The sequence below is a fragment of the Sorangium sp. So ce327 genome (assembly GCF_051530205.1).
GTDB classification, from domain to species: domain Bacteria; phylum Myxococcota_A; class Polyangia; order Polyangiales; family Polyangiaceae; genus Sorangium; species Sorangium cellulosum_B.
This window is the reverse complement of record NZ_CP150330.1, coordinates 11,931,941-11,951,370: the sequence shown is the minus strand read 5'-3', so window position 1 is coordinate 11,951,370 and position 19,430 is coordinate 11,931,941. Positions and strand designations below refer to the sequence as shown.

The following is a 19,430-nucleotide window of genomic DNA, read 5'->3' as shown; positions in this document are numbered from 1 at the left end:
CGGAAGTGTCATGCGGCTTGAGCGGTATGCCGAGGTCCTGGCCCATGTGGTCTATTTCCGCGGCGCGGATCTCTACGAGGTGCTCGCATGCCTCGGCGTCACGCCGGCGGACTGGGAGCGGGCCGACGCCGAGCACACGGCGGAGCTCGCGCTCTCGGCGAAGCGCAACCAGGGCATCCAGGCGCTCCGCTTCAGCTCGGCCTTCGCGCGGACCCGGCGCAGCCTCGAGGCGAAGCGGCCCTCCCTGGCGTCGCTCGGGCCGTCGCAGCGCCCGGCGGCGGCGGACACCGCGCCGGCGCACGCCCCGCCGCCTCCAGCTCCAGCGCCGCCGGCGCTCGCGCCCCCTCAGGGGCCGGCGTTCGTCTCGCCGCGCTCGCCGACCGAACGCGACGAGGTCTCGCCCTGGGCCGCCAGCGCGCACGCCCGGCCCGCCAGCGACGGCAGCCGGCCCCCGGCGCCACCCCGCTCCGAGGGGGTCGCAACGCCGCCAGGTCCACCAGCGCCCCTCCGGCGCGGCGGCCCGCCGAGCCCACTGGAAGGGGCGGCCATCCCCCAGGGCACGGCCGATATCAAGGAGTTCGTTCCGCGACCCGACATGCCGTTCCAGCCCGGCCAGGTGCGGGCCGCCGGGCAGAGCGCACCGGAGGGAAAGCGGCTCCAGCGGTTCGACCCGCAGACGGGCAGGCCCCTCGAGACACCCCTTGGGGTCGACGCACCGAAGCCGGGTGACGAGGGGAGCGGCTGACGCCGATCGACGCCCGCGCGCGCGACAGGAGCAACATCGCCCGATGGCCCGAGAAGAACAACGACCCCCTGCGCCTTCACCTGTGCTGAAGGACGCAGACAGCTGCCGGAGTGCCGTCGGTCCGATCGAGTCCACTCGAGCAGGAGACACGCGCGGCACATCGCCCCGGTAACCGGCACAGGAGAGCACGGAGGAACATGCGATCGCGATCCCCCAGGCCAGGAAAGCCAGCGGCGAAGCAAGGCGACAGGATCGTCGGCATCGACACGCATGTGCTGATGGTCCCGTCGCCGGGAGGGCCTGTGCCCACGCCGACGCCGATGCCGTTCAGCGGGAACCTGTCCGGCGATCTGAGCGCGGACGTTCTCGTCGAGGGCAAGCCAGCAGCGATCCAGGGCAGCACCGCGACGAACGCGCCCGCGCATGTGCCCGCAGGGGGCACCTTCCAGCGTCCTCCGTCAAACCAGGCCAGGGTGCATACGGGCAGCAAGACGGTGCTCATCAACAACAAGCCCGCCGCGCACCTCGGAGATCCGGCGCTGACCTGCAACGACCCGGCCGATGCCCCGAATGGGAGCGTGATCGCCGCCGGGACGGTGCTGGTCGGCGACTAGGGACCAAGAGGATGGCGGCAGCCACGAAGCGCGCAGCGATAGCGCAGGAAGCGAGCGAAGGGATCTCGCTGGCGCAGTATGCGGCCGTCAGGGCGGCGGTGGCGGAGGGGTTCCCTCTCGCGGACGTGCTCACGGTCGAGGGGCTGAAGCCGCGTACGTTCACGCGGGCCGATCTTGCCTGGAAGCAGCGGCTGGCCGCAGAGCTGGAGCTGCTCGCGGCGTACGAGCAGGAGCTGGCGCAGGCGGAGGACTGGCTGGATCGGCAGGTCGAACCGCTCGCGGAGGACGAGGCCGCCTGGGCGAGCTTTCTTGCTGCCTTCGGGGCGCACCCGGCCCCGTTCGATCTGCTGCAGGAGAACGACCTGGGCATGAACGACGTCGCGCGGCTCCGCCGCCGATGGGCGCGGCGCGCCGCAGCGAACGCGAAGGTCGGCGAGCTCCTCGAGGAGCTGCACGCGAAGCCCGGGAAGCTGGGGCCGCTCCGGATCGCCCCTCGGGTGCTGCGACCGTCGAGGGTAGCCAGGGCGCGGGGATCGGCGAAGGGGCCTGCCGACGAACGCTCTGCTGCGGTACCGCTCGGCGAGCCCGGGCTGGGCCTCGCCGAGTACGCTGCGCTCTGCGCGGAGCTCGATGCGCTGCCGGAGCAACGCGAACGGGTGCTGCGGCGTCACGGCCTGGCCGATGAGGAGCAGCGCGCCGGTCTGGATCGGCGGTGGCAGGCAGCGCTCCAGCGTGACGCGGCGCTGGCGAAGGACTTCGAGCGGCTCCAGGCGCATCACGCGCGTCGGCTGGAGCTGCTCCTCGCCCGAGCGCGGGAGGCTGGCCATGTCGAGCGCTCGCCAGCATCTACCGCCGCCTCATTTGCGCCTGCCGCGCCGTCCTACGAGGCGATCGTCGGTCCTGCGGCGTCGGCCATGACCCCAGCGGCGCTCCAGGGCACGGGGCCCCTGCTGGATGTCCCCCGAGACACGGTGCTCCCCTTCGTGCCCGTGCAAGGCGAGCTCGCGACCGCGACGGCCGAGCCGAAGCCTCCTCGCGCTCCGGAGTCGCCCACCGGCACCACCGCCGTGCCCGACATTCCGCGAGTGGCGGAGCTGCGGTTCCCTCAATCCGGTGCGGCGATGGCGGTGAAGCGCCCGCTTCCTGGGATCACGGAAACCGCACCGCTCTCGGACATTCCCCGCGGCCCCGCGCTCCCGTTCACGACCGGAGCATCCACGAGGCGTACAGGCGCTCTCGGGGCATCGAGGCCCGCTCCTCACGCGGCAGCAGACCTCCGGGAGACGTCGCTGCACGTCGCGATCCCCCGTGAGCTGCTGGCGCAAACCGCGTCCTCGCCGGCCCCTGTGACCGGAGCGGCCGCCCAGACCTCCAAGGCATCGCCGCCTTCCACGCCGTCGAGCACGGCCGGGGAGGGCGGTATGGCGCCCCTCCCAGGGTCGCTGGAGACAATCCTGCCGCTCGCGCAGTATGCCGCGCTCTGCGCGGAGCTGGCCCTGTCCCCCGCCATGGCCGAGTCGATCTTCCAGCGCTACGGCCTGGGTTCCGGCGAGGTCCGGTCCGTGGTCGATGCGGCCTGGAAAGAGCGGCTTCGCGTGTCCCCGGCGGAGTACGCGAGGTGGCAGGACATGGTCCAGCGTTGTTACGCGCACTTCGCCAGGCGAGGTGCGCCCGCGCGGTGAACCGTCTCGATCTCGAGGAACGCTCGTGCGATCGGTTCTTGGCAAGGCACAGGGACGCGCGCCCCATGCACTCACTGCTACGGCCGGCGCGCAAGCCACGGGCGGACCGCGAGAACCGCCTCACGCGGCGGATCCACGGGAGCGCGTCGAGAAGGGTCATCTTCCCGGCGCCGCCCTCCAGACCGTCACCCCTCGCCCGCCGTGTCAACCGCTGCCGCAAGCACGAGCGCCCATCCCGTGTCGATCCACCGCGTCGCCGCCCTCGGCGTCCCCTCGAGATAGCGCAGCCGGTTGACCCGCTGCTCGTCCAGCAGGCCGCCATTCTTCCTGACGTCGTCGCTCGCGACGAACACCCACGCGAGATCGGTCAGCGACACCGTTCGCTCTGCAAAGCCGTCAGGGCCACCGTCGATGCGCAGCCCGCCGCCGTCGGCCCGGCCGACGATCCTACACCGCCTGCCGTCCCGCTCCACGAAGGCGCCCGCGCCGGGCCGCCGGAGCAACTCCTCCACCAGCCCCCGCGCACGCTCGCGGCTCCCCACCGGCAGCGATCGGGACACCCCACGGCCTGATCCCAGGGCGCGGTACGCGGCATGGTCGATCTCCGGACAGGCCCAGAGCCCCTCCTCATCGAGGTAACGGGCCACGCCGAGGTATCGCCAGCCGGGCTCGCCGGGCGACCGCGCGATCACGAAGGCCGTCTCCCCAGGGCGGCGGTCCGGGGCTGGCACCGGCGATCGAACGCGGTCGGGCGCGACCAGCGCTCCAGGCGCCTCCAGACAGAAGAAGAGGTGACCGCCAACACGGCCAGTCCGCGGCGGCTCCTCCAGCCCGAACGCGCGGGCTGCGGCGTCATCGTCCTCGAAGCGCTCGCCGGCGCTCGGGCCGATGTCCTCGGGGCGGACCACCTCGACCAGGAGCGCGACAGGCACTGTCTCGGCCGTGGCCTCGTAGGACGGCCCGTCCGGATTGTCCGAACGGAGCCACCATCGCGACTGAGCGCGCGCGATTCGCTTGATCTGGTAGGCAAACCCCAGACCGCGATCGGGAACCTGAAGCAGCGCCACCTTGCCGTCCAGCGCATCGTACGAGGCGCCGCGCGCGAACCTCATGATCAGCCAATCCCCGTCGCGGATCGGACGCTTCCCGCCATCCATCGAGTCGCCCGCAGCGCGCACCGCAAAGAGCCCATCCCCGCGCGCGGCCACGATCGGGAGCCGCACCGTCTCGGCCTCGGGAGAGAGCTCCGTCGGTACGCCGGCGGCGCCCGCCGCCGCGCGCAGATCGGGGAAAGCGACCAGCGCGCCGCGCGGCGCCGTGGAGACGCCTTCCGGGCTCTCCGGCTCCGCCCATAGCGCATCGGGCGAGCGGACGAAGCGGACGTGGAACGCCGTTCCAGGGCGGCCAGCGGCGAGGCCAAACCAGCGGCGCAACAGATCCGGGAGCTCGTTGCGCTGCGAGCCCACGCGGTGCGCAACGTTGCAGAACTCCTTCATGAAGCGGAAGCGCCACACCTCACCGTCCCGAAGGCGGACGTCGACGTCCCCTGAAGGGCGGTCAGGGCGGGCTGCCCGCGAGGGCAGCTTGAGGATGGGGTCGCGCTTGTTCCACAGCACCTTGGCCGAGAACGACGCGCCGGAGCCGTCCTCGCGGCGGCGCGCGCGGTACATGGCGAGCCGGTAGTCGACGAGCTCCCGCGTCATCGCGGCAAAGGCCTCCTCGTCGCCTGGAGGACTGGAGAGCTTCGAGACGAAGCGGTCCCCGTCGAGCCCGAACCAGCGGCGGCCTCGCGCGCCCGTCCACGCGGCGATGGGGTTCTCCTTCCAGTAGCTGACGAAGCGCGGCTCGTCGAACCTCCGGCTGCCGCCCAGCTCGGCCACGCCGTCGAGATCTCGCGAGAGCTCCGGAGAGCGAGCCAGAATGGATTGGCTCCTGCGCGCGAGCTCGACGATCGAGATCCCGTTGAAGAGCGCACCCGTCTCGAGCAGCGCTTCGAGCGTGACCATCTTGGTACACTTGCTCATCGCGGTGATCTCGAGCTCTCGGAGCCACGCGCCGGCGACCTGAAGGACCCGGTGTTCCGACGCGCTCAGATCGCCTTCGGAAGCCACGAAATCGAACCAGCCCTGGTGGGCCGGCCGCAGCGTGGCTGGCCGGTAGCCCATCCGGAACAGCTCGCCGGCCGTCGGGCGCTCGCCGCGCGCGTCGCGGAGATCCCGGTACGCGCGCTCCACCTCGCTCTTCCCGCGCGCAGGAAGCAGGCTGAGCAAGAGCTCTTTGGCCTCGAGATCGAGGTCCACCGTGCAGCCCGGCGGCAGGCGCGCGGCGCGGATTCCGCCGAGGAAATCGCGCAGCTCGGACGGCTCGGAGCCGAGCGAGACCAGCGTCCGCACGCGGTCGAGGAACACGCGGTGATTGCCCACGAAGTCGAGCACGGTGAGGCGCGCCTTCCCGTCCGCGACGCGCAGGCCGCGGCCGAGCTGCTGCAAGAAGACGACAGGAGACTCCGTGGGACGGAGCATCACCACGCGATCGACGTTCGGCAGATCGATCCCCTCGTTGAAGAGGTCGACAGCGCACAGCGCGTCGAGCCTGCCATCAACGAGGTCCGCCAGCGCCTCCTCGCGCGGCGCCGACTCCGGACCAGAATGGACCACGGCGATGCGAACACCTCGTGTGGCGAGGAAGTCGCAGGCATGGTGCGCGTGCCGGATCGAGCAGCAGAACACCAGCGTGCGCTCCCCCGGGTGCTCCTGCCACGCGCGCCACATCTGCTCGAGGCGCCGATCCGTGTCGATGGCCTTCTCCAGCTCTCCTGGATCGAACCTCCGGTTCTGGAAGGTGACAGCGCGGTAATCGGTGTCGTCCCTGAGGCCCAAATACGCAAATGGGACGAGCAGCTTCCGCTCGATGCCGGCGCCGATGTCCGCCCGGTAGGCGACGTGATCGTCGAAGAGCCCGACGACATCCGCGCCGTCGGCGCGCTCGGGCGTGGCGGTCAGGCCGAGCAAGAAGCCCGGATCGAGCCGGTCCAGGATGGCGCGGTAGCTCGGTGCGGTGCCGTGATGGACCTCGTCGACGATGGCGTAGTCGAAGCTCCCCGGGGCGAGGCGCGCGAGGTGCTCGGGACGGGACAGCTTCTGGACCGAGGCGAAGACCACATCGCCGACCAGTTCACCGGCGCTCCCGGCGCACCAGCCGAAGCGCGCGGTGTGGTCCCGCAGGAGGCGGCGGAAGGTCCGCGCGGCCTGGACCAGGAGCTCCTCGCGGTGGGCGAGCACGAGGACGCGCGGACGGCGGCCGTGGTGCTCGGCCCAGGCCTCGACGTCGAGCGCGGCGAGGTACGTCTTGCCGAGACCGGTGGCGAGCACCACGAGCGCGCGGCGGCGCCCCTCCTCCGCGCGGCTCCGCTGCAGCGCGGCGAGCGCCTCGCGCTGGATGGGGTGCGGGGGAGGCGGGGGATCGATGGGCTCGGCGTCCTCCTCGCCCGGCGGCAGGCCCACCGCGACCTGCCGCGCGCGACGAGCGTAGCTCTCGACCCAGTCGGCCGTGAGCGGCCGGGCGCGGGACCACCAGCGCTCGAAGGCGTCGGCGGCGGCCCTGTAGGCGTCCGGATCGCGGTGGCGGTCGACGCGGAGGTTCCACTCGATGCCGGGGCCGAGCGCGGCGCGGGAGATGTTGCTCGATCCGACGAACGCGGCGCCGAAGCCCGGGCCCTCGAAGCGCCACGACTTGGGGTGGAACGAGCGGATCTTGCCGGGGAGCGCGTCGACCTCGACCACGCGCGCCTCGAAGCTGCCCCGGGTGCCTTCAGCGCCCGCCAGCGCGGCATTGCCGCCGGCCCAGTCGAGCAGCTCGGTGAGCGCCGTGGCCTGGGTGATGTGGAGGTAATCGCCGGTGACGAGCCGGACGCGGGCGCCGCGCGCGAGGGCTGCGAACACATGGCTCTCCAGGACGTCGAGGCCGCTCTCCTGGACGAAGGCCGAGAGGATGGCCACGTCGGTCGCGCGCGCGAAGACCGGCGCGAGGTGGCGCAAGAAGGGGTCCTCGGCGCCGCCGGTCGCGAGCGGCGGGGCTCGCCCGGCGAGGTAGTTCCCCCGGCCCGGGATGACGTGGCGCACGCCGCCGCGCGGGTCGTCCACGTCGCCGCGGAAGCGCGGGATCACGTGGACGTGCAGGTGCATCACGGTCTGCCCTGCGGCCTCGCCGGCGTTGATCCCGACGTTGTAGCCGTCCGGATGGAGCTCGGCGTCGAGGTCCCGCTTGACCGTGTCGACCAGCTCGAAGATCGCGGCGCGCTCCTCGGCGGTGGCGTCGAACCAGGTCGAGACGAGCCGGCGCGGGACGACGAGCGTGTGGCCGGGGCTGACCGGGAAGCGGTCGCGCAGCGCGAAGGCGAGCGCGTTGCTCGCCACCCAGGCGGACTCGGGGGCCTCGAGGAACGGGGAAGTCACCGGCCGGGGGGATGATACTTCAGGAGCGGCGGCGAGGTGTCTTCTGGTCGCCGCCCCCTGCGGCTTCCCGAGGAGCTCGATCATGGCTACCCCGGCGACTGTTCACGTCGAAGGGCCACGATGTTCGAGAAGCAGTTGTCGGTCAGCGCCTCGAAGTTCCCGAGGGCGACGAGAGCTTTGACGCCGCTACCGTCCTCGTGGAGCGCCTTGGGGTGCTGCTCGAGCCGCGCATCGTAGAACCAGTCGAAGTTTTTCGTCTCGATGTATATCGTGAACGGCCTCTGAATGATGAGGCCATCGGGTACGCTTCCCTTCTTGCGCGTGCCTCCTGATATCCAGCTGATGAGCCCGGGGGTAGGTTTGGCGACGCTGCTGCCACAGACACCGGGGGCGCCTGACTCCTGACGGTCCTGCACGTTGAGCGCCACGAGGGCAGCCTGCAGACCTCGGCACGACCGCGGCCGCGCATCGAGCGGCTCGCGCCTGCATTCGATGCAGCATTCTCTCGAGAGATCGCCGCTGCGCGGCGTTTAGCCGGATCCTCGGCCGTCGATGCCGGAGCTGGGCTTCCGCCTCGTTCACGCTTGCAGCTTCCAGCGAGAAGATGCCAGCAAGCAAGAGGCAAAAGGCGCTGGATGCTGCGGACGCGGCGCTGGCGGCAGCCAAGCAGGCCGAAACCGAGGCACAACAGGCGGCCGCGATGTAGGTCGACGCCGTGTCCCAGCCGTTCCGATCGGGTATCATGAGGCGCGAGATGAGTCGTCGTGTTCTCCTTGGTCTGTTCGTTGCAGTCGGTGTGACCTCCTCTGCCTGCCGGCCAGCGGCGCGACAAGTCCAGCCCGAAGCCGGTGTCGCGCACGCCGCTCCTCGTCCGTCCGCAGCTTCGAGGGAGCAGGTCGGCCTATGTCCACCGATTCAACGCGCCCGGGTGGCCACGTTCAATGAAGAACAACGCACCCATGATAAGCGCTGGCTCTTGCCCGAAGTGGTGGAGAGTCCGCCCAGAGAGCCCGTGCAGGAGGACTCCGAGGTACCGCTGGACGAAGCCAGCGCGCGGGCGCGAGGCGCCACCTCTAGCAACGATCCGGTGTGGATACTGGGCGACGGGGTTCCGCCGTGCCGGATGATGCCGGGGCAGTATCTGCTCCAGCGCGAGAGCTGGGGACCCCAGATCGCGAGAGTCGTGCGGGTGCTCGAGGGGCTGTGCCCTGAGCAGGGTCGGTCGGCACGGTCGGTCGCGTTTCAACAGACCGAATCGCCGGAGAGGTGCCTCTTGCATAAGAAAGAGACATTGACCCCACGTGCTCCACCCGAAGGTATCATTCCCCAGAAGCGTTGCGAGGAGCCGGAGTGCCGCTATATGGAGGCGGTGGGCGGCGGTGAACTACCCGGTGGTGGCGGAAGCGCGGTGCTCGAAGTTACAGCCACCTGGCTCTACCCTACGGAAGAGCATGAATGTTCCTGGGCGCACGACGACTTCTACGGCATCTTCGTCCAGGCGAGAAAAGAGCTACCGCTTATCAAGATTCCCGAGGTGGACAGCCTTTTCGGTGTCCTGGTCGATGATCGAGGGCTCCGTGCCGTGATCGGCGACGCGTTATGGATCATGACTTTCGTGCCGATCGCTCCGTCTGGGCAGCCGGAGAAACCGCTCAGCGTGACGGCCCATGTGGCCCATCATGAGGAGAAGACCTGGAACTCGCTCGCGCCCTGCTGCGGTCCGTGAGCCGGTGGTTGCCGCGAGATAAGGAGAAGCGAGGATGCCAGCGCATCAGCCGAAGGCGGGCAAGCCCGCGGCAAAGCAAGGGGACAAGGTCGCCGGCATCGACACGCACGTGGTGATGATCCGCTCGCCGGGCGGGCCGGTGCCCACGCCGACGCCGCTGGCGTTCAGCGGAACGTTGAGCGGCGATCTGAGCCGCGACGTCCTGATCGAGGGCAAAGCGGCCGCGATCCAGGGCAGCACTGCGGCGAATGCGCCCGCGCATGTACCTCCAGGGAGCACGTTTCAGCGGCCGCCGTCGAATCAGGCTCGGGTCCGGGCGGGCAGCAAGACGGTGCTCATCAACAACAAGCCGGCCGCGCGCCTCGGGGATCCAGCGATGACCTGCGATGACCTAGCCGACGCGCCGAACGGGAGCGCGATCGCCGCCGGGAGGGTGCTGGTGGCAGGACGTGATCCAGCGCTACTCGTCGGCAAGGAACTCGTCGTCGAACGGGTGAATGCCGATCGGCCGAACGTGGGTGACATACACGTCGACAAGGAGAGCGCGGTTCTCCGGCGCAAGCGCCCAGCGATCGAGGAGGCTGAGAACGTGGAACGGCGCCAGCGGTTCGAGCCCTTCGCCGGGCGTCGCGTCGCGTGGCACGACGAAGAGCAACTGGACCGGTCAGGTCTGGTTTCCACGCGCCGCCCTCATGGGCGTCGCGCCCACCTTCGAGGGCCGCGCAGAGCGCGTCTGTCCGCCACCCTCGGCGCAGCACCCGCAGCACCGGCGGCGCCCGCCGAGCCGGCGACGGTGGCTGAATCGGACATATCGAGGGACGAGGACCTGCTCCACGCGTTCGACGAGGGCGCGCGAGAGGGCTGAGAGACGGGCGCGCGATGGATGCCGAGGAGCTCACATGGAACCGGAAGGGGCAGCTCGGGCCCAGGCAGCGCCGCGAAATCGAGGCGCAGTTCGGCGCGTGGCTCGCGCGTCCTGAGTACGACGGCTGGCGGCGCGATCTCGCGGACGGGCAGGTCGTCGCGTTCGAGGGTGAGGTGGTCTTCGATTTTCATGCGATCCACGACAAACGTTCGGCAGATGCGCCCCAACCTGGCCAGCTTGAGCCGGTGCAGACGGCCTATTTCGCTGTGGCGCCGGGGCAGGCGCCCGCGCTGCTCGCACCCTGGCTCGGACTCCCACCGGGCCCTTACCGGCTCTACCTCGCGCCCCACGCGCGGACCGTCGTCGGCGCCGAGCCAATGGCCTCGCCCGAGGTGTACCAAACGAACCTCCACGCGGTCCTCCGCAGCGCGCAGAACCTCACGGAGGCGACGCTGGCCGCGAACCGCAGCGGCCGGATGAGCGCCGAGCAGAGCGCGGCGCTCGCGGCACGGCGGGGCACGGACGCGGCGTTCGCGTCGAGGCTCGGGTGCGCCGGCATCTTCTTCCTGCTCCTGGCGATCGGGGGTGCGCTCCTGGATGGACTCTCTGGCCCGAGCTCCGCTGGCCGCGCCGCGCGGTGGCCGGCGCTGCTCGCCGTCGCTGGGGGTGCGTTCGCGCTCGCGATCGTCGCGACCGTCCACCGGCGCTTCGCGCGAGCCGCCGAAGCGGAGGACGCGCGCGAGGGGCGCGCCGTCGCCGTCGAGGGGCCGTGCACGAAGCAGTTCGTGGTCCAGCGTCACGGCCGGATCCTGCGATCGTTGCGGATGGGCCATCGCTCGTTTGACGTGTCACACCAGGGCGAGCTCTTCGCGGCCGTCGTCGAGGGGTCGATCTACCGGGCCTACGCTGCGCCGCGCTCGGGGCGGCTCCTCGCGATCGAGCCCACGCGGGTGCAGCTGTCGTTCGGATCGGGATAGAGTCGGCGTGCGGCACAGGTCACAGGGCGCTGGAGTGTCGAATGACACGGCGCGATCTGGAACCCGCGCGTGGGCGACGAGGTGCCGGAGCTAGAAGAAGCCGGAGACTGCACAACATGCCCGTGGGCTGCGCGGGCAGACCTGAGGGGTGCAACGGCGGGCTCACCCTCCGATGTCAACGCGGTCGCGCGCCCCCGCCGCGAACTCCTTCAGCGCGGTCTTCATGCGTGCGGTACGGTCCTCGATCGCCTTGGCGACGTCGGCCGCCAGGCGCTGGCGCGGGTCAAGGAGCACCTCGTTGATGTCGACCTTCGCCCCCCAGGCATCGATTTTCGCAGGTGTATGCTTAAACTCATGGATTCGTTCGAGAAACGAGCGAAGCGGCTCGGCCCCCTTGGCAATGTTGAAGGACTTCTCGAGGAGGCAGCAGTTACCGAACGCGTTCACTGTCGCGACGACGTCGATCGCGTCCTGCGCCTCGTCGGCCTCGTCGCCTGCGGGCGCGGTGATTGTCGCCGCCGGGGGAGCGATCGCCTCCCACAGCTTCACGGCCACGATGTGGTCCACGTCGAGGTTGAGGCTCCCGCGCTTCGATTCGCGAAGAGGCAATTTCGACGAATCCCACCGATCGGCATCGAGCCGATGCCAGAGCCACAGCGGCATGTAGTACTGGTGAACGTCGTTGCGGGAGAGCACCCGCAGGTCGTCAATGTACTTCTCGGCGCCAGCTCGCAGCGCCCCCAGCCATGCGTCCATGCGCTCGCGGAGGATCTCCAGTACTTGTTCCGGCGCCTTCGCGGCGCGGACCTTCTCCCAGTCGCTTGCGAGTTCGGCGACGTATTCGGCGAAGACCTTGTCGGTCGACTTTCCCCACCGACCGGACCACTGCGAGAGGATCAACCATCGGTCACAGTTCCTCGTGAACAGGCCGGCGAGCGACTTCTCGAAGCTGTCGCCGACCGTGACCGAGAGAGGGTGGTCGGCGACCCACTGACGTCCAAGTAGCCTCCACGCGGAAAGCAGCGTGAAGACGTTCAGAGACAAGTAGTGCGTCCCGAACTCGAGCCCGCGGTCGTCGAGGATCTGCGCCGCCTCGACGAGGTTCGAGGAGATCACCGACCAGCGCGCGACCAGTTGCTGCGCCATCGGCCGCACCTTTTCGCCTCGAAGAAGATCATTCGCCGTCAGCAGCTCGCCCTTCCTGTCGAGCACCGACCACATTGCCGATACGACGGCGACGACATCGTCGGCACCGAGGTCGATGCGTTCGGCCTTGAGCTGCTCGCGCAGCTCGTCGAAGCACTTCCCTGCGGTGCGCTGGTCGGTCTTCGCTGGGTCCCAACCCGTCTTGATCCATGCGAACGTGATCTCCTGCCGGCTCAGGGCGCGGCCGGCGGTGTTCAGGCGCGTAAAGATGTTCACGATCGCATCGTTGTATACGTCGTGGCTGAAGTCCCGTTCGTTGAACGGTTTCAGCCACAGGTAGGAGACCTTCTCTTCCTGAATGCGCCGGAGCGTCAGCGCTAGCTCGGATAAGGGATCAAGCACCACATCGGCAACTTCACGAGGCACGTCGTGCGCATTCAGGAGCGCGCCCACGTGTTCGTGAAAGTGCCTCGGAACCGCCGCGTTTGCCCTTTCGGACGCAATCTTCCACAACCTGCTCAGCCGAATGAAGCGGCCCTTGTTCTCGATGTCGAGAGCACTGGGGACGGGGTACTTGTAGTTGACCGGTCGCTTGTAGGCGGAGCGCCCGTTGTTCGGATTGAGCACCGCCCACTGGAGGACGTCGCGGAACTCGAGGTGCGCGAGTTCGCCGACTTTCGCAATGGCCGTCTTGAAATGCCAGACGTCGAGGCACAGGTGCGCGAGCGACCAGTGCTTGCGCGCGTACTTGCCGCGCGGCCGCTCGGCCTCGAGCACGGTCGACCACTGTTCGTCGAGGAGGCGGAACCCGTTGTTGTCGCCGACGAACGCGAGAATGAGGCTCTGTAGCCGCTGCTGCCCATCGAGCACCATCCGAAACTCGGCCGGCGGGTTGCTCTTGCCTACCTGTTCGTCGTCGAAGTCGGCGCCGGTGCGGTCGACGACGCGCCAGAACGGTCGCGAGGGGATGCTTGCCATATCCTCTTTCTTCACATCCCACAGGAGGAGGGTGCCGAACGGCCACCCGCGAAGAAGCGAGTCGACAAGCAGCGTGACCTTGTCGGGGGTCCACACGTACGGGCGCTGCAGATCCGGGACGAGCAGCGTCGCGCCGTCGTCGGCGCACGCCGAGCGCAGAAGATCGAGGAGGGGCTTCGAGTCGTGGTCGTAGATCTGCATGGTCTGCCCTCGCCAAGAAGATACGCCCTGCGTGGCCGCCGCTTCGTCGCGCGCGACGACCTGGGCCAATCCGGAGGTAGATGAACCGGCGTCGGAGCCAGCCCCGATGACCCTTGTGGCCGCCTATTTCAACGCGCAGTGCCCCTCGTGGTCAAGATTCGCGGCGACTTCCTGGCGATCTCGGGCGGCAGGCGCGATCTCACAGTGGTCACCTGTCGGTGATCATCGCATCCCGCGTCCGATGGGTGAAGACCGCGGCTACGTGATCGCCGGCGTTCACCGTTCACCACCGACACCCACGCCGATGTGGGCCGCGTTCGCCTCCACGGCGTAGACGTTGCGCCCGCCGAAAAGTCGAAGGCCCGAGGGCTGCACCCTCGGGTCTTCTGGAGCTCCGCCTTACCCGAGTCCCCCTCCTCCATCACACGCCGGGCTCCAGGCCCAGAAAACGGCGGCATGGAGCCGTTGCCGTCCGCCTACCGCCTTACTCTCTGCGCCTGCTGACGCGTTCAACTTCGCCTCTGCCGTCGCTGCGATCGCGGCCAGCGCCTCTGCCTCGACTGCCGCCCGCTCCGGCGTCGTGAGTCGCTCCGCCGCGCCGGCGCCGCCTACCGGACCCAGCCTCCGGCTCGCAGCCTCCAGGCCGCTCGCCAGGCCCGCTACCGCGACCGGCAGCGGGACAAGTTTTCCGCGCAGAATGTGACGCATCACGGGGTGACGCAAGCCGCGGCCGTGTCGACGTCCGAGCTCGCGCCGGATCTCTCCTCCGGCCGAACGGACGACGATGACGATCGAATCCGAGATGTCGGCCGCTGTTCGCTCTGCGGAGCGCGGCTTCCGCCCTGAGCCCTGCGCGAGCGGCGCGCTCGGCCAGCGCGTCACCGGCGCGCTCCCCGCGTCCCACGAAGCCCTCCGCGGTGACGGGAGGCGGCGGTGATCGCGAAAGAGAAGGAGGCCGAGGTTCTGCGCCTCTACCACGGCGAGAAGTGGCCCGTCGGTACCATCGCCGCCCAGCTCGGGCTGCACCACACCACCGTGCAGCGCGTGCTCGGGCAAGCGGGCGTCGACCCGAAGGTCGTCGCGCCGCGCCCGTCGATGGTCGACCCGTTCGTGCCCTTCATCGTCGAGCAGCTCGGCAAGTATCCCTCGCTGCGCTCGAGTCACCTCTTCGGCATGCTCAAGGAGCGCGGCTATCCGGGCGGTCCCGATCATCTGCGCCGGGTGATCGGTCGTCTCCGCCCCAAGAAGCCGGCGGAGGCCTTCCAGCGGCTCCGTACGCTGCCCGGCGAGCAAGCGCAGGTCGACTGGGCGCACTTCGGCAAGCTGGCTGTCGGCCGGGCGCTGCGCCCGCTCTGGGCCTTCGTCATGGTGCTGAGCTACTCGCGGCGGATCTTCCTGCGCTTCTTCCCGAGCGCGGCGATGCCCTGCTTCGTGCGCGGGCACGTCAAGGCGTTCGCCGACATCGACGGCGTCCCGCGCGTGCTGCTCTACGACAACCTCAAGAGCGCTGTCGTGGAGCGTCACGGCGACGCGATCCGGTTCCACCCCATGCTCCTGGCTCTGTCGGCGCATTACCGCTTCGAGCCGCGCCCCGTCGCCGTCGCCCGCGGCAACGAGAAGGGCCGCGTCGAGCGCGCCATCCGCTATGTCCGCGAGGCGTTCTTCGAGGCCCGGACCTACGCCGACCTCGACGACCTCAACCGACAAGCGACCGAGTGGACCAGCTCCGCAGCGCTCGATCGCTCCTGGGTCGAGGACCGCGCCCGCACCGTGCGCCAGGCCTTCGATGACGAGCGCCGCGTGCTGCTCGCGCACCCCGACACGCCGTTTCCAGCCCACGAGCGCGTCGAGGTCGAGGTCGGAAAGACCCCCTACGCGCGTTTCGACCTCAACGACTACTCTGTTCCCCACGACCGGACGAGCCGTACGCTCGTCGTCCTCGCCGACCTCCAGCAGGTGCGCATTGCCGATGGCAACGAGATCGTCGCGACCCATGTCCGCTCGTGGGACCGCGGCCAGCAGATCGAGCAGCCCGAGCACATCCAGCGCCTTGTCGACGAGAAGCGTCGCGCCCGCGAGCATCGCGGCCTCGATCGGCTCGCTCGCGCCGCCCGCAGCAGCCAGGCTTTCCTGCGCCTCGTCGCCGAGCGCGGCGACAACGTCGGCAGCGCCATCGCCCGGCTTCTGCACCTGCTCGACGCCGTCGGCGCCGCCGAGCTCGAAGAGGCCCTCGTCGAGGTGCTCGAGCGCGAGACCATCCACGTCGGTGCCGTCCGCCAGGTAATCGACCGCCGCCGCTCCGAGCGCCAACTGCCGCCTCCGGTCTCGATCCCCGTTACGCGCGACCAGCACGCCGCCCTCGTCGTCACGCCGCATTCGCTCGCCACCTACGACGCGCTGAAGAAGGACTCAACGCCATGACCGACCTGACGCCCACCGAGACCAAGGCCCGCCTGAAGGGCCTCGGTCTGTTTGGCCTGCTCGCCTGCTGGGAGCAGCTCGCCGACAAGCGCTGGCTTCGAGGTGCTCGCCATCGAGGAGCGCGAGCGCCAAAAGCGCAGCCTCGATCGCCGCCTCAAGAACTCCCGCGTAGCCGCCTTCAAGCCCATGGCGGACTTCGACTGGTCCTGGCCCAAGAAAATCGACCGCGAGGCCGTCGACGACCTCTTCGCTCCCGGCTTCCTCGCCACCGGCCACAACGCCGTGCTCGTCGGCCCCAACGGCGTCGGCAAGACCATGATCCTGAAGAACGTCGCCCACCAGGCCGTCGTCCGCGGCCACACGGTCCGCTTCTCGACCGCGAGCGACATGCTCGCCGACCTCGCCGCGCAGGAGTCCTCGGCCGCGCTCGCGCGAAGGCTGCGCCGCTACACGGTTCCCACCCTTCTTTGCATCGATGAAGTCGGCTATTTCTCCTACGATGGCCGCTACGCCGACCTGCTGTTCGAGGTCGTCACCCGTCGCTACGACGCGCAGAAGCCGATCCTGCTCAGCACGAATAAGGCCTTCTCCGACTGGGGCCAGGTCTTCCCGCACGCCGCGTGCGTCGTCACGCTCGTCGACCGGCTCATCCATCGCGCCGAGGTGATCGAGATCGAGGCCGAGAGCTACCGGCTCAAGGAAGCCAAGGAGCTGAGCGCCATCCGCACCAAGCAGCGCCGCACCAAGAAGCACTGAGCGGCCTCTTCACCGGTGAACTTCACCGGCGTCGGATGCGGGTTTCACCGGCACCGGGCGCGGATTTCACCGGTGAACTTCACCGAATCTCCGCGGATTGCCGCGATCATCAACACTGGTGGCTGCTGAAGGAGCGAGCGCACAAGGCGGCGCGCTTCACAAGGGGCACGACGGCTGATGTGGAGCAGCTTCAACCCCGGACGCCCCCGTGACCGGCCCTCACTAACGCGCGCACGATCCGGTACAAGGAGTCTGCTTCATCGCCGCCGTCGGCGAGCCGCGCTCGGGCCCAACGCAGGAGCCATGCCGCGTTCTCGTCGAGCTCACCGGCGAGCACGGCCAGACGCGGGGTCTCGCTCCTCGGCGCTGCCCAGAACCAGCTCTTCGCCGATGGACGGTGATGTTGAACCGCAAGCGCCGTCTCTTCGCGGGCTCTCTGAGGAGAGAGCCGCCACACAACAATTGCCAGCTCAGCCGCCAGGTTTGCTTCCGTGTCGGTGGTGAGCTCGAGGAGCACGTCGAGATCATCGTGCGTGAACGCCGCCGTCATCTCTCTTGCGTCTGCGAAGGACGGCGGGCGTCCGGTCGATGGCCGTGCCCAGCGGAGCAGCGCCGTCCTTCGTAGCCGTGGGGGCAGCCGCGCGAATGCCTTGGCGGATGTCTTGAAGCCGCGCTGCGCCAGGGTCTCGTCAAACAGGGGCTCCGGGACGTGATCCAGCAGGAACCCGAGGAGCTCCGCGTGCCCCGGAGTCATCTCCTCGATCGCCGACGCCACATCCCCGGCGAGCGCGACGGCGCCGCTCCAGAGCCGCTCGACCATCACGTCACGCCGCGGCGTCGCGCCGAGCCGCTCCACGAGAAATGACTGTTCCCAGCTCCCTCGAAGCGCCCGCACGTGCTCGGGCCGTACCATCCATTTCTTCTCTGGCGCGACCTCGATCAGCCCCGGGACCAGGATCGTCGACAGCTTTTCGGGGCTCTCCTTGTCAACGCACCGACGCAGGATCTCCGATGCCATCTCGGCGACCCGACGCGCCGCCCGGGAGACCTCCGGGCCGCCATACTCTCCGCGATCGTGAGTCCATGGAAGATCCATTGTATCCAGCTGCTCGACGCGGAGCGACGACGCCCAGCCCGGAAACTCTCTGACCAGCCGGTCCTCGGGCCACGAAGGGGGACAAGGGAGTCGAAGGCTGAATGTCCATGCGTCGGCGATCCACTCGTCGATGTGGTATCGAGTGATCGGCAGGGGCCGCTCTCCATAGGACTGGTCGAGCAACAAGAAGCGAGCTTGAAGCTCGGCGAGCCGCTGCCACCGCTCGCGCTCGCGAGGCTTCAGCCGAGCCGCGCATTCCGCGAGACGCCTCGCTGCCGCGCTGAAGACCGTCTCGATCGCGCCTGCCACGGCCAGCGTGTCCCTTTCTTCCGCATGGCGAAGGACCTCTTTGACCACGGTACAGAAGCCGGCCAGAGAGAGGCCGTCGAGGGAAGCATCCACGATCCAGCGACGAGAGGCGTCGACAGGAAGGCGTCCCCAAGACTCCACGGATTCGGCTTCCAGCGCGTCGCGCACACCTTCGATGGCGTGGCCTGCCATCACCCAGCGCGGGTAAAGCTGCAGCGCCCCGTCTTCAGCGCCGCGGAGAAGACCGAGCTCACGCAGGTGCGCGACGGCGACACCCGCTCCGCAGCCGTCCGCCGACCCCGGCGTCGACGCAGCCGGCACGACGTCCTCCCACGCGCGTGGCGTGAGGCCCCGGTCGAGCGGAACCGAGCCCATGACGCGCGCCCTGGCGAGGCGCCGGAACGTCTCGGCGCCGACGCGCCGGCACCATACCCGCGCGTCGGACGCCTCTGCAGCGGGCTGCGCGAGGACGCGGCTCGTCCAGCGTTCGGCCATTTCGCGCAAGTCAGCGTCATCAACCCCATGGAGGTGCACCTCTGCGCAGAGGGCGAGGAGGTCCCCCGGGGTCTTGATGAGCACCTCGTCCGGGTCTCGCTCCGCGAGCCACGTAAGCAGCTCTTGCTCGTCGAACTTCGAGTCGCCGGCGGACTCCTCGAGGCGCCCGTCAACCCAGTGGATCATCCGCTCGCGCCAGCCCGCGGGCAGCTCCGCTTCGACGATTCGCCAGCCCGGAAGGGCACCGTGAAGGAAAGAGCGCGGCGGCCGGCGCTGACCGGGTCCGAAATACCGGTTGGATGTTTCCGAAGATGCAGGCACGAAGGGCGCCATGATCACCGTGGGGGTCGATCGGCGCGCGAAGGCTTGAAGCGCTGCTGGATCCGAGCGGTCGTCCCGCACCTCGATCTCGACGACCAACGGTAGCTGCGACGAGACCGACTCCGTCGCGGCCTCCAGGGTCGGCGCGGCAACGACCGAAAACTCCCGGTCGTGCCGCTGCTTCAGATAGCGAAGCACGAGGGTCTTGCCGGCCCCGGGCGGCGCGAGGAGCCATCGCTGAGTGTCCGGCCCCCCAAGCTCTGCGACGGCCTGGTGGAGCAACCAGCCCGAGCGCCCGAGCCGGCACGGCTCATCCTGCGCCCCGAGCGGCTTGAGGCTCGGCGCTTCGGGAAAGACGAGCGCATGCTTCAGGGCCAGAGGACCACCGAGCAGCTCGGCCAGCTCGTACCCGAGATCTGCGGCGATGAGCTCCAGGAGCAAGGTGCGCTTCGCCCACCAGCCCTCGTTCTTGCCGGACATGAGATCGCGGATCTTGTTCGCAAGCCCCATGGGCTCACTCACCCTCGTGGCGAAGATGCGATCGCTTCTCTTCCAGAGGGGGAGGAAGTGCGCCGCGGCGCGCTCAGGGTTTCGGTACTTTCGCTTCAGCTCGTCCTGCCAGGTCACGAGCCAGCTTACCACGC

At 69.4% G+C, this 19,430-nt stretch carries 10 protein-coding genes and 2 pseudogenes; 8 read left to right on the top strand and 4 right to left on the bottom strand.

The window, feature by feature from the left end:
- The first annotated feature begins 10 nt into the window (after positions 1–10).
- The 3 genes from WME95_RS44900 to WME95_RS44890 all read left to right on the top strand — a co-directional run bounded on the left by WME95_RS44900 (position 11) and on the right by WME95_RS44890 (position 3,041).
- Entirely contained in the window at positions 11–745 is a 735-nt protein-coding gene (locus WME95_RS44900; RefSeq protein ID WP_437905340.1) for a hypothetical protein, read from the top strand.
- A 197-nt stretch (positions 746–942) separates the two neighbouring features.
- Complete coding sequence (locus WME95_RS44895; RefSeq protein ID WP_437905339.1) at positions 943–1,359, top strand: PAAR domain-containing protein; 417 nt, start codon at positions 943–945, stop codon at positions 1,357–1,359.
- An 11-nt stretch (positions 1,360–1,370) separates the two neighbouring features.
- Complete coding sequence (locus tag WME95_RS44890) at positions 1,371–3,041, top strand: hypothetical protein (protein ID WP_437905338.1); 1,671 nt, start codon at positions 1,371–1,373, stop codon at positions 3,039–3,041.
- 185 nt (positions 3,042–3,226) lie between these two features.
- Here WME95_RS44890 and WME95_RS44885 read toward each other — a convergent pair whose 3' ends face one another.
- Both WME95_RS44885 and WME95_RS44880 read right to left on the bottom strand, forming a co-directional pair.
- Entirely contained in the window at positions 3,227–7,579 is a 4,353-nt protein-coding gene (locus WME95_RS44885; protein ID WP_437905337.1) for a DEAD/DEAH box helicase family protein, read from the bottom strand.
- A gap of 2 nt (positions 7,580–7,581) precedes the next feature.
- Positions 7,582–7,923, bottom strand: coding sequence for a hypothetical protein (locus WME95_RS44880; RefSeq protein WP_437905336.1), 342 nt, complete (start codon positions 7,921–7,923; stop codon positions 7,582–7,584).
- A gap of 500 nt (positions 7,924–8,423) precedes the next feature.
- Here WME95_RS44880 and WME95_RS44875 point away from each other — a divergent pair, with 500 nt between their 5' ends.
- The 3 genes and pseudogenes from WME95_RS44875 (at position 8,424) to WME95_RS44865 (ending at position 11,063) form a co-directional block, all read left to right on the top strand.
- Positions 8,424–9,221, top strand: coding sequence for a hypothetical protein (locus WME95_RS44875; protein ID WP_437905335.1), 798 nt, complete (start codon positions 8,424–8,426; stop codon positions 9,219–9,221).
- Positions 9,222–9,255: 34 nt separating this feature from the next.
- A pseudogene (locus tag WME95_RS44870) lies at positions 9,256–9,663 on the top strand (PAAR domain-containing protein); the annotation flags it as partial.
- Positions 9,664–10,100: 437 nt separating this feature from the next.
- The gene (locus tag WME95_RS44865) at positions 10,101–11,063 is read left to right on the top strand and encodes a hypothetical protein (protein WP_437905333.1); all 963 of its coding nucleotides are present in this window, start codon (positions 10,101–10,103) and stop codon (positions 11,061–11,063) included.
- 162 nt (positions 11,064–11,225) lie between these two features.
- Here the strand turns inward: WME95_RS44865 and WME95_RS44860 are convergent, their stop codons facing one another.
- On the bottom strand, positions 11,226–13,388 hold the full coding sequence (locus tag WME95_RS44860; RefSeq protein WP_437905331.1) for a DUF262 domain-containing protein: 2,163 nt from the start codon (positions 13,386–13,388) through the stop codon (positions 11,226–11,228).
- Between the two features lie 933 nt (positions 13,389–14,321).
- Between WME95_RS44860 and istA the strand changes: the two genes are divergently transcribed.
- Positions 14,322–15,809, top strand: a complete 1,488-nt coding sequence (gene istA / locus WME95_RS44855) for an IS21 family transposase (protein ID WP_437905330.1) — start codon at positions 14,322–14,324, stop codon at positions 15,807–15,809.
- A pseudogene (locus tag WME95_RS44850) lies at positions 15,806–16,565 on the top strand (ATP-binding protein). Before istA ends, WME95_RS44850 begins: the two are co-directional and overlap by 4 nt.
- Before the next feature lie 190 nt (positions 16,566–16,755).
- Here WME95_RS44850 and WME95_RS44845 read toward each other — a convergent pair.
- Positions 16,756–19,413 (bottom strand): hypothetical protein, encoded by a 2,658-nt coding sequence (locus tag WME95_RS44845; RefSeq protein ID WP_437905329.1) that lies wholly within the window; start codon positions 19,411–19,413, stop codon positions 16,756–16,758.
- Between the last annotated feature and the right edge of the window lie 17 nt (positions 19,414–19,430).

Bases quoted from the DNA above. Each gene is read 5' to 3' on its own strand.
- WME95_RS44865 (WP_437905333.1), top strand. From the start codon at position 10,101: ATGGATGCCGAGGAGCTCACATGGAACCGGAAGGGGCAGCTCGGGCCC.
- WME95_RS44900 (WP_437905340.1), top strand. From the start codon at position 11: ATGCGGCTTGAGCGGTATGCCGAGGTCCTGGCCCATGTGGTCTATTTC.
- WME95_RS44885 (WP_437905337.1), bottom strand. From the start codon at position 7,579: ATGATCGAGCTCCTCGGGAAGCCGCAGGGGGCGGCGACCAGAAGACAC.
- WME95_RS44890 (WP_437905338.1), top strand. From the start codon at position 1,371: ATGGCGGCAGCCACGAAGCGCGCAGCGATAGCGCAGGAAGCGAGCGAA.
- WME95_RS44895 (WP_437905339.1), top strand. From the start codon at position 943: ATGCGATCGCGATCCCCCAGGCCAGGAAAGCCAGCGGCGAAGCAAGGC.
- WME95_RS44860 (WP_437905331.1), bottom strand. From the start codon at position 13,388: ATGCAGATCTACGACCACGACTCGAAGCCCCTCCTCGATCTTCTGCGC.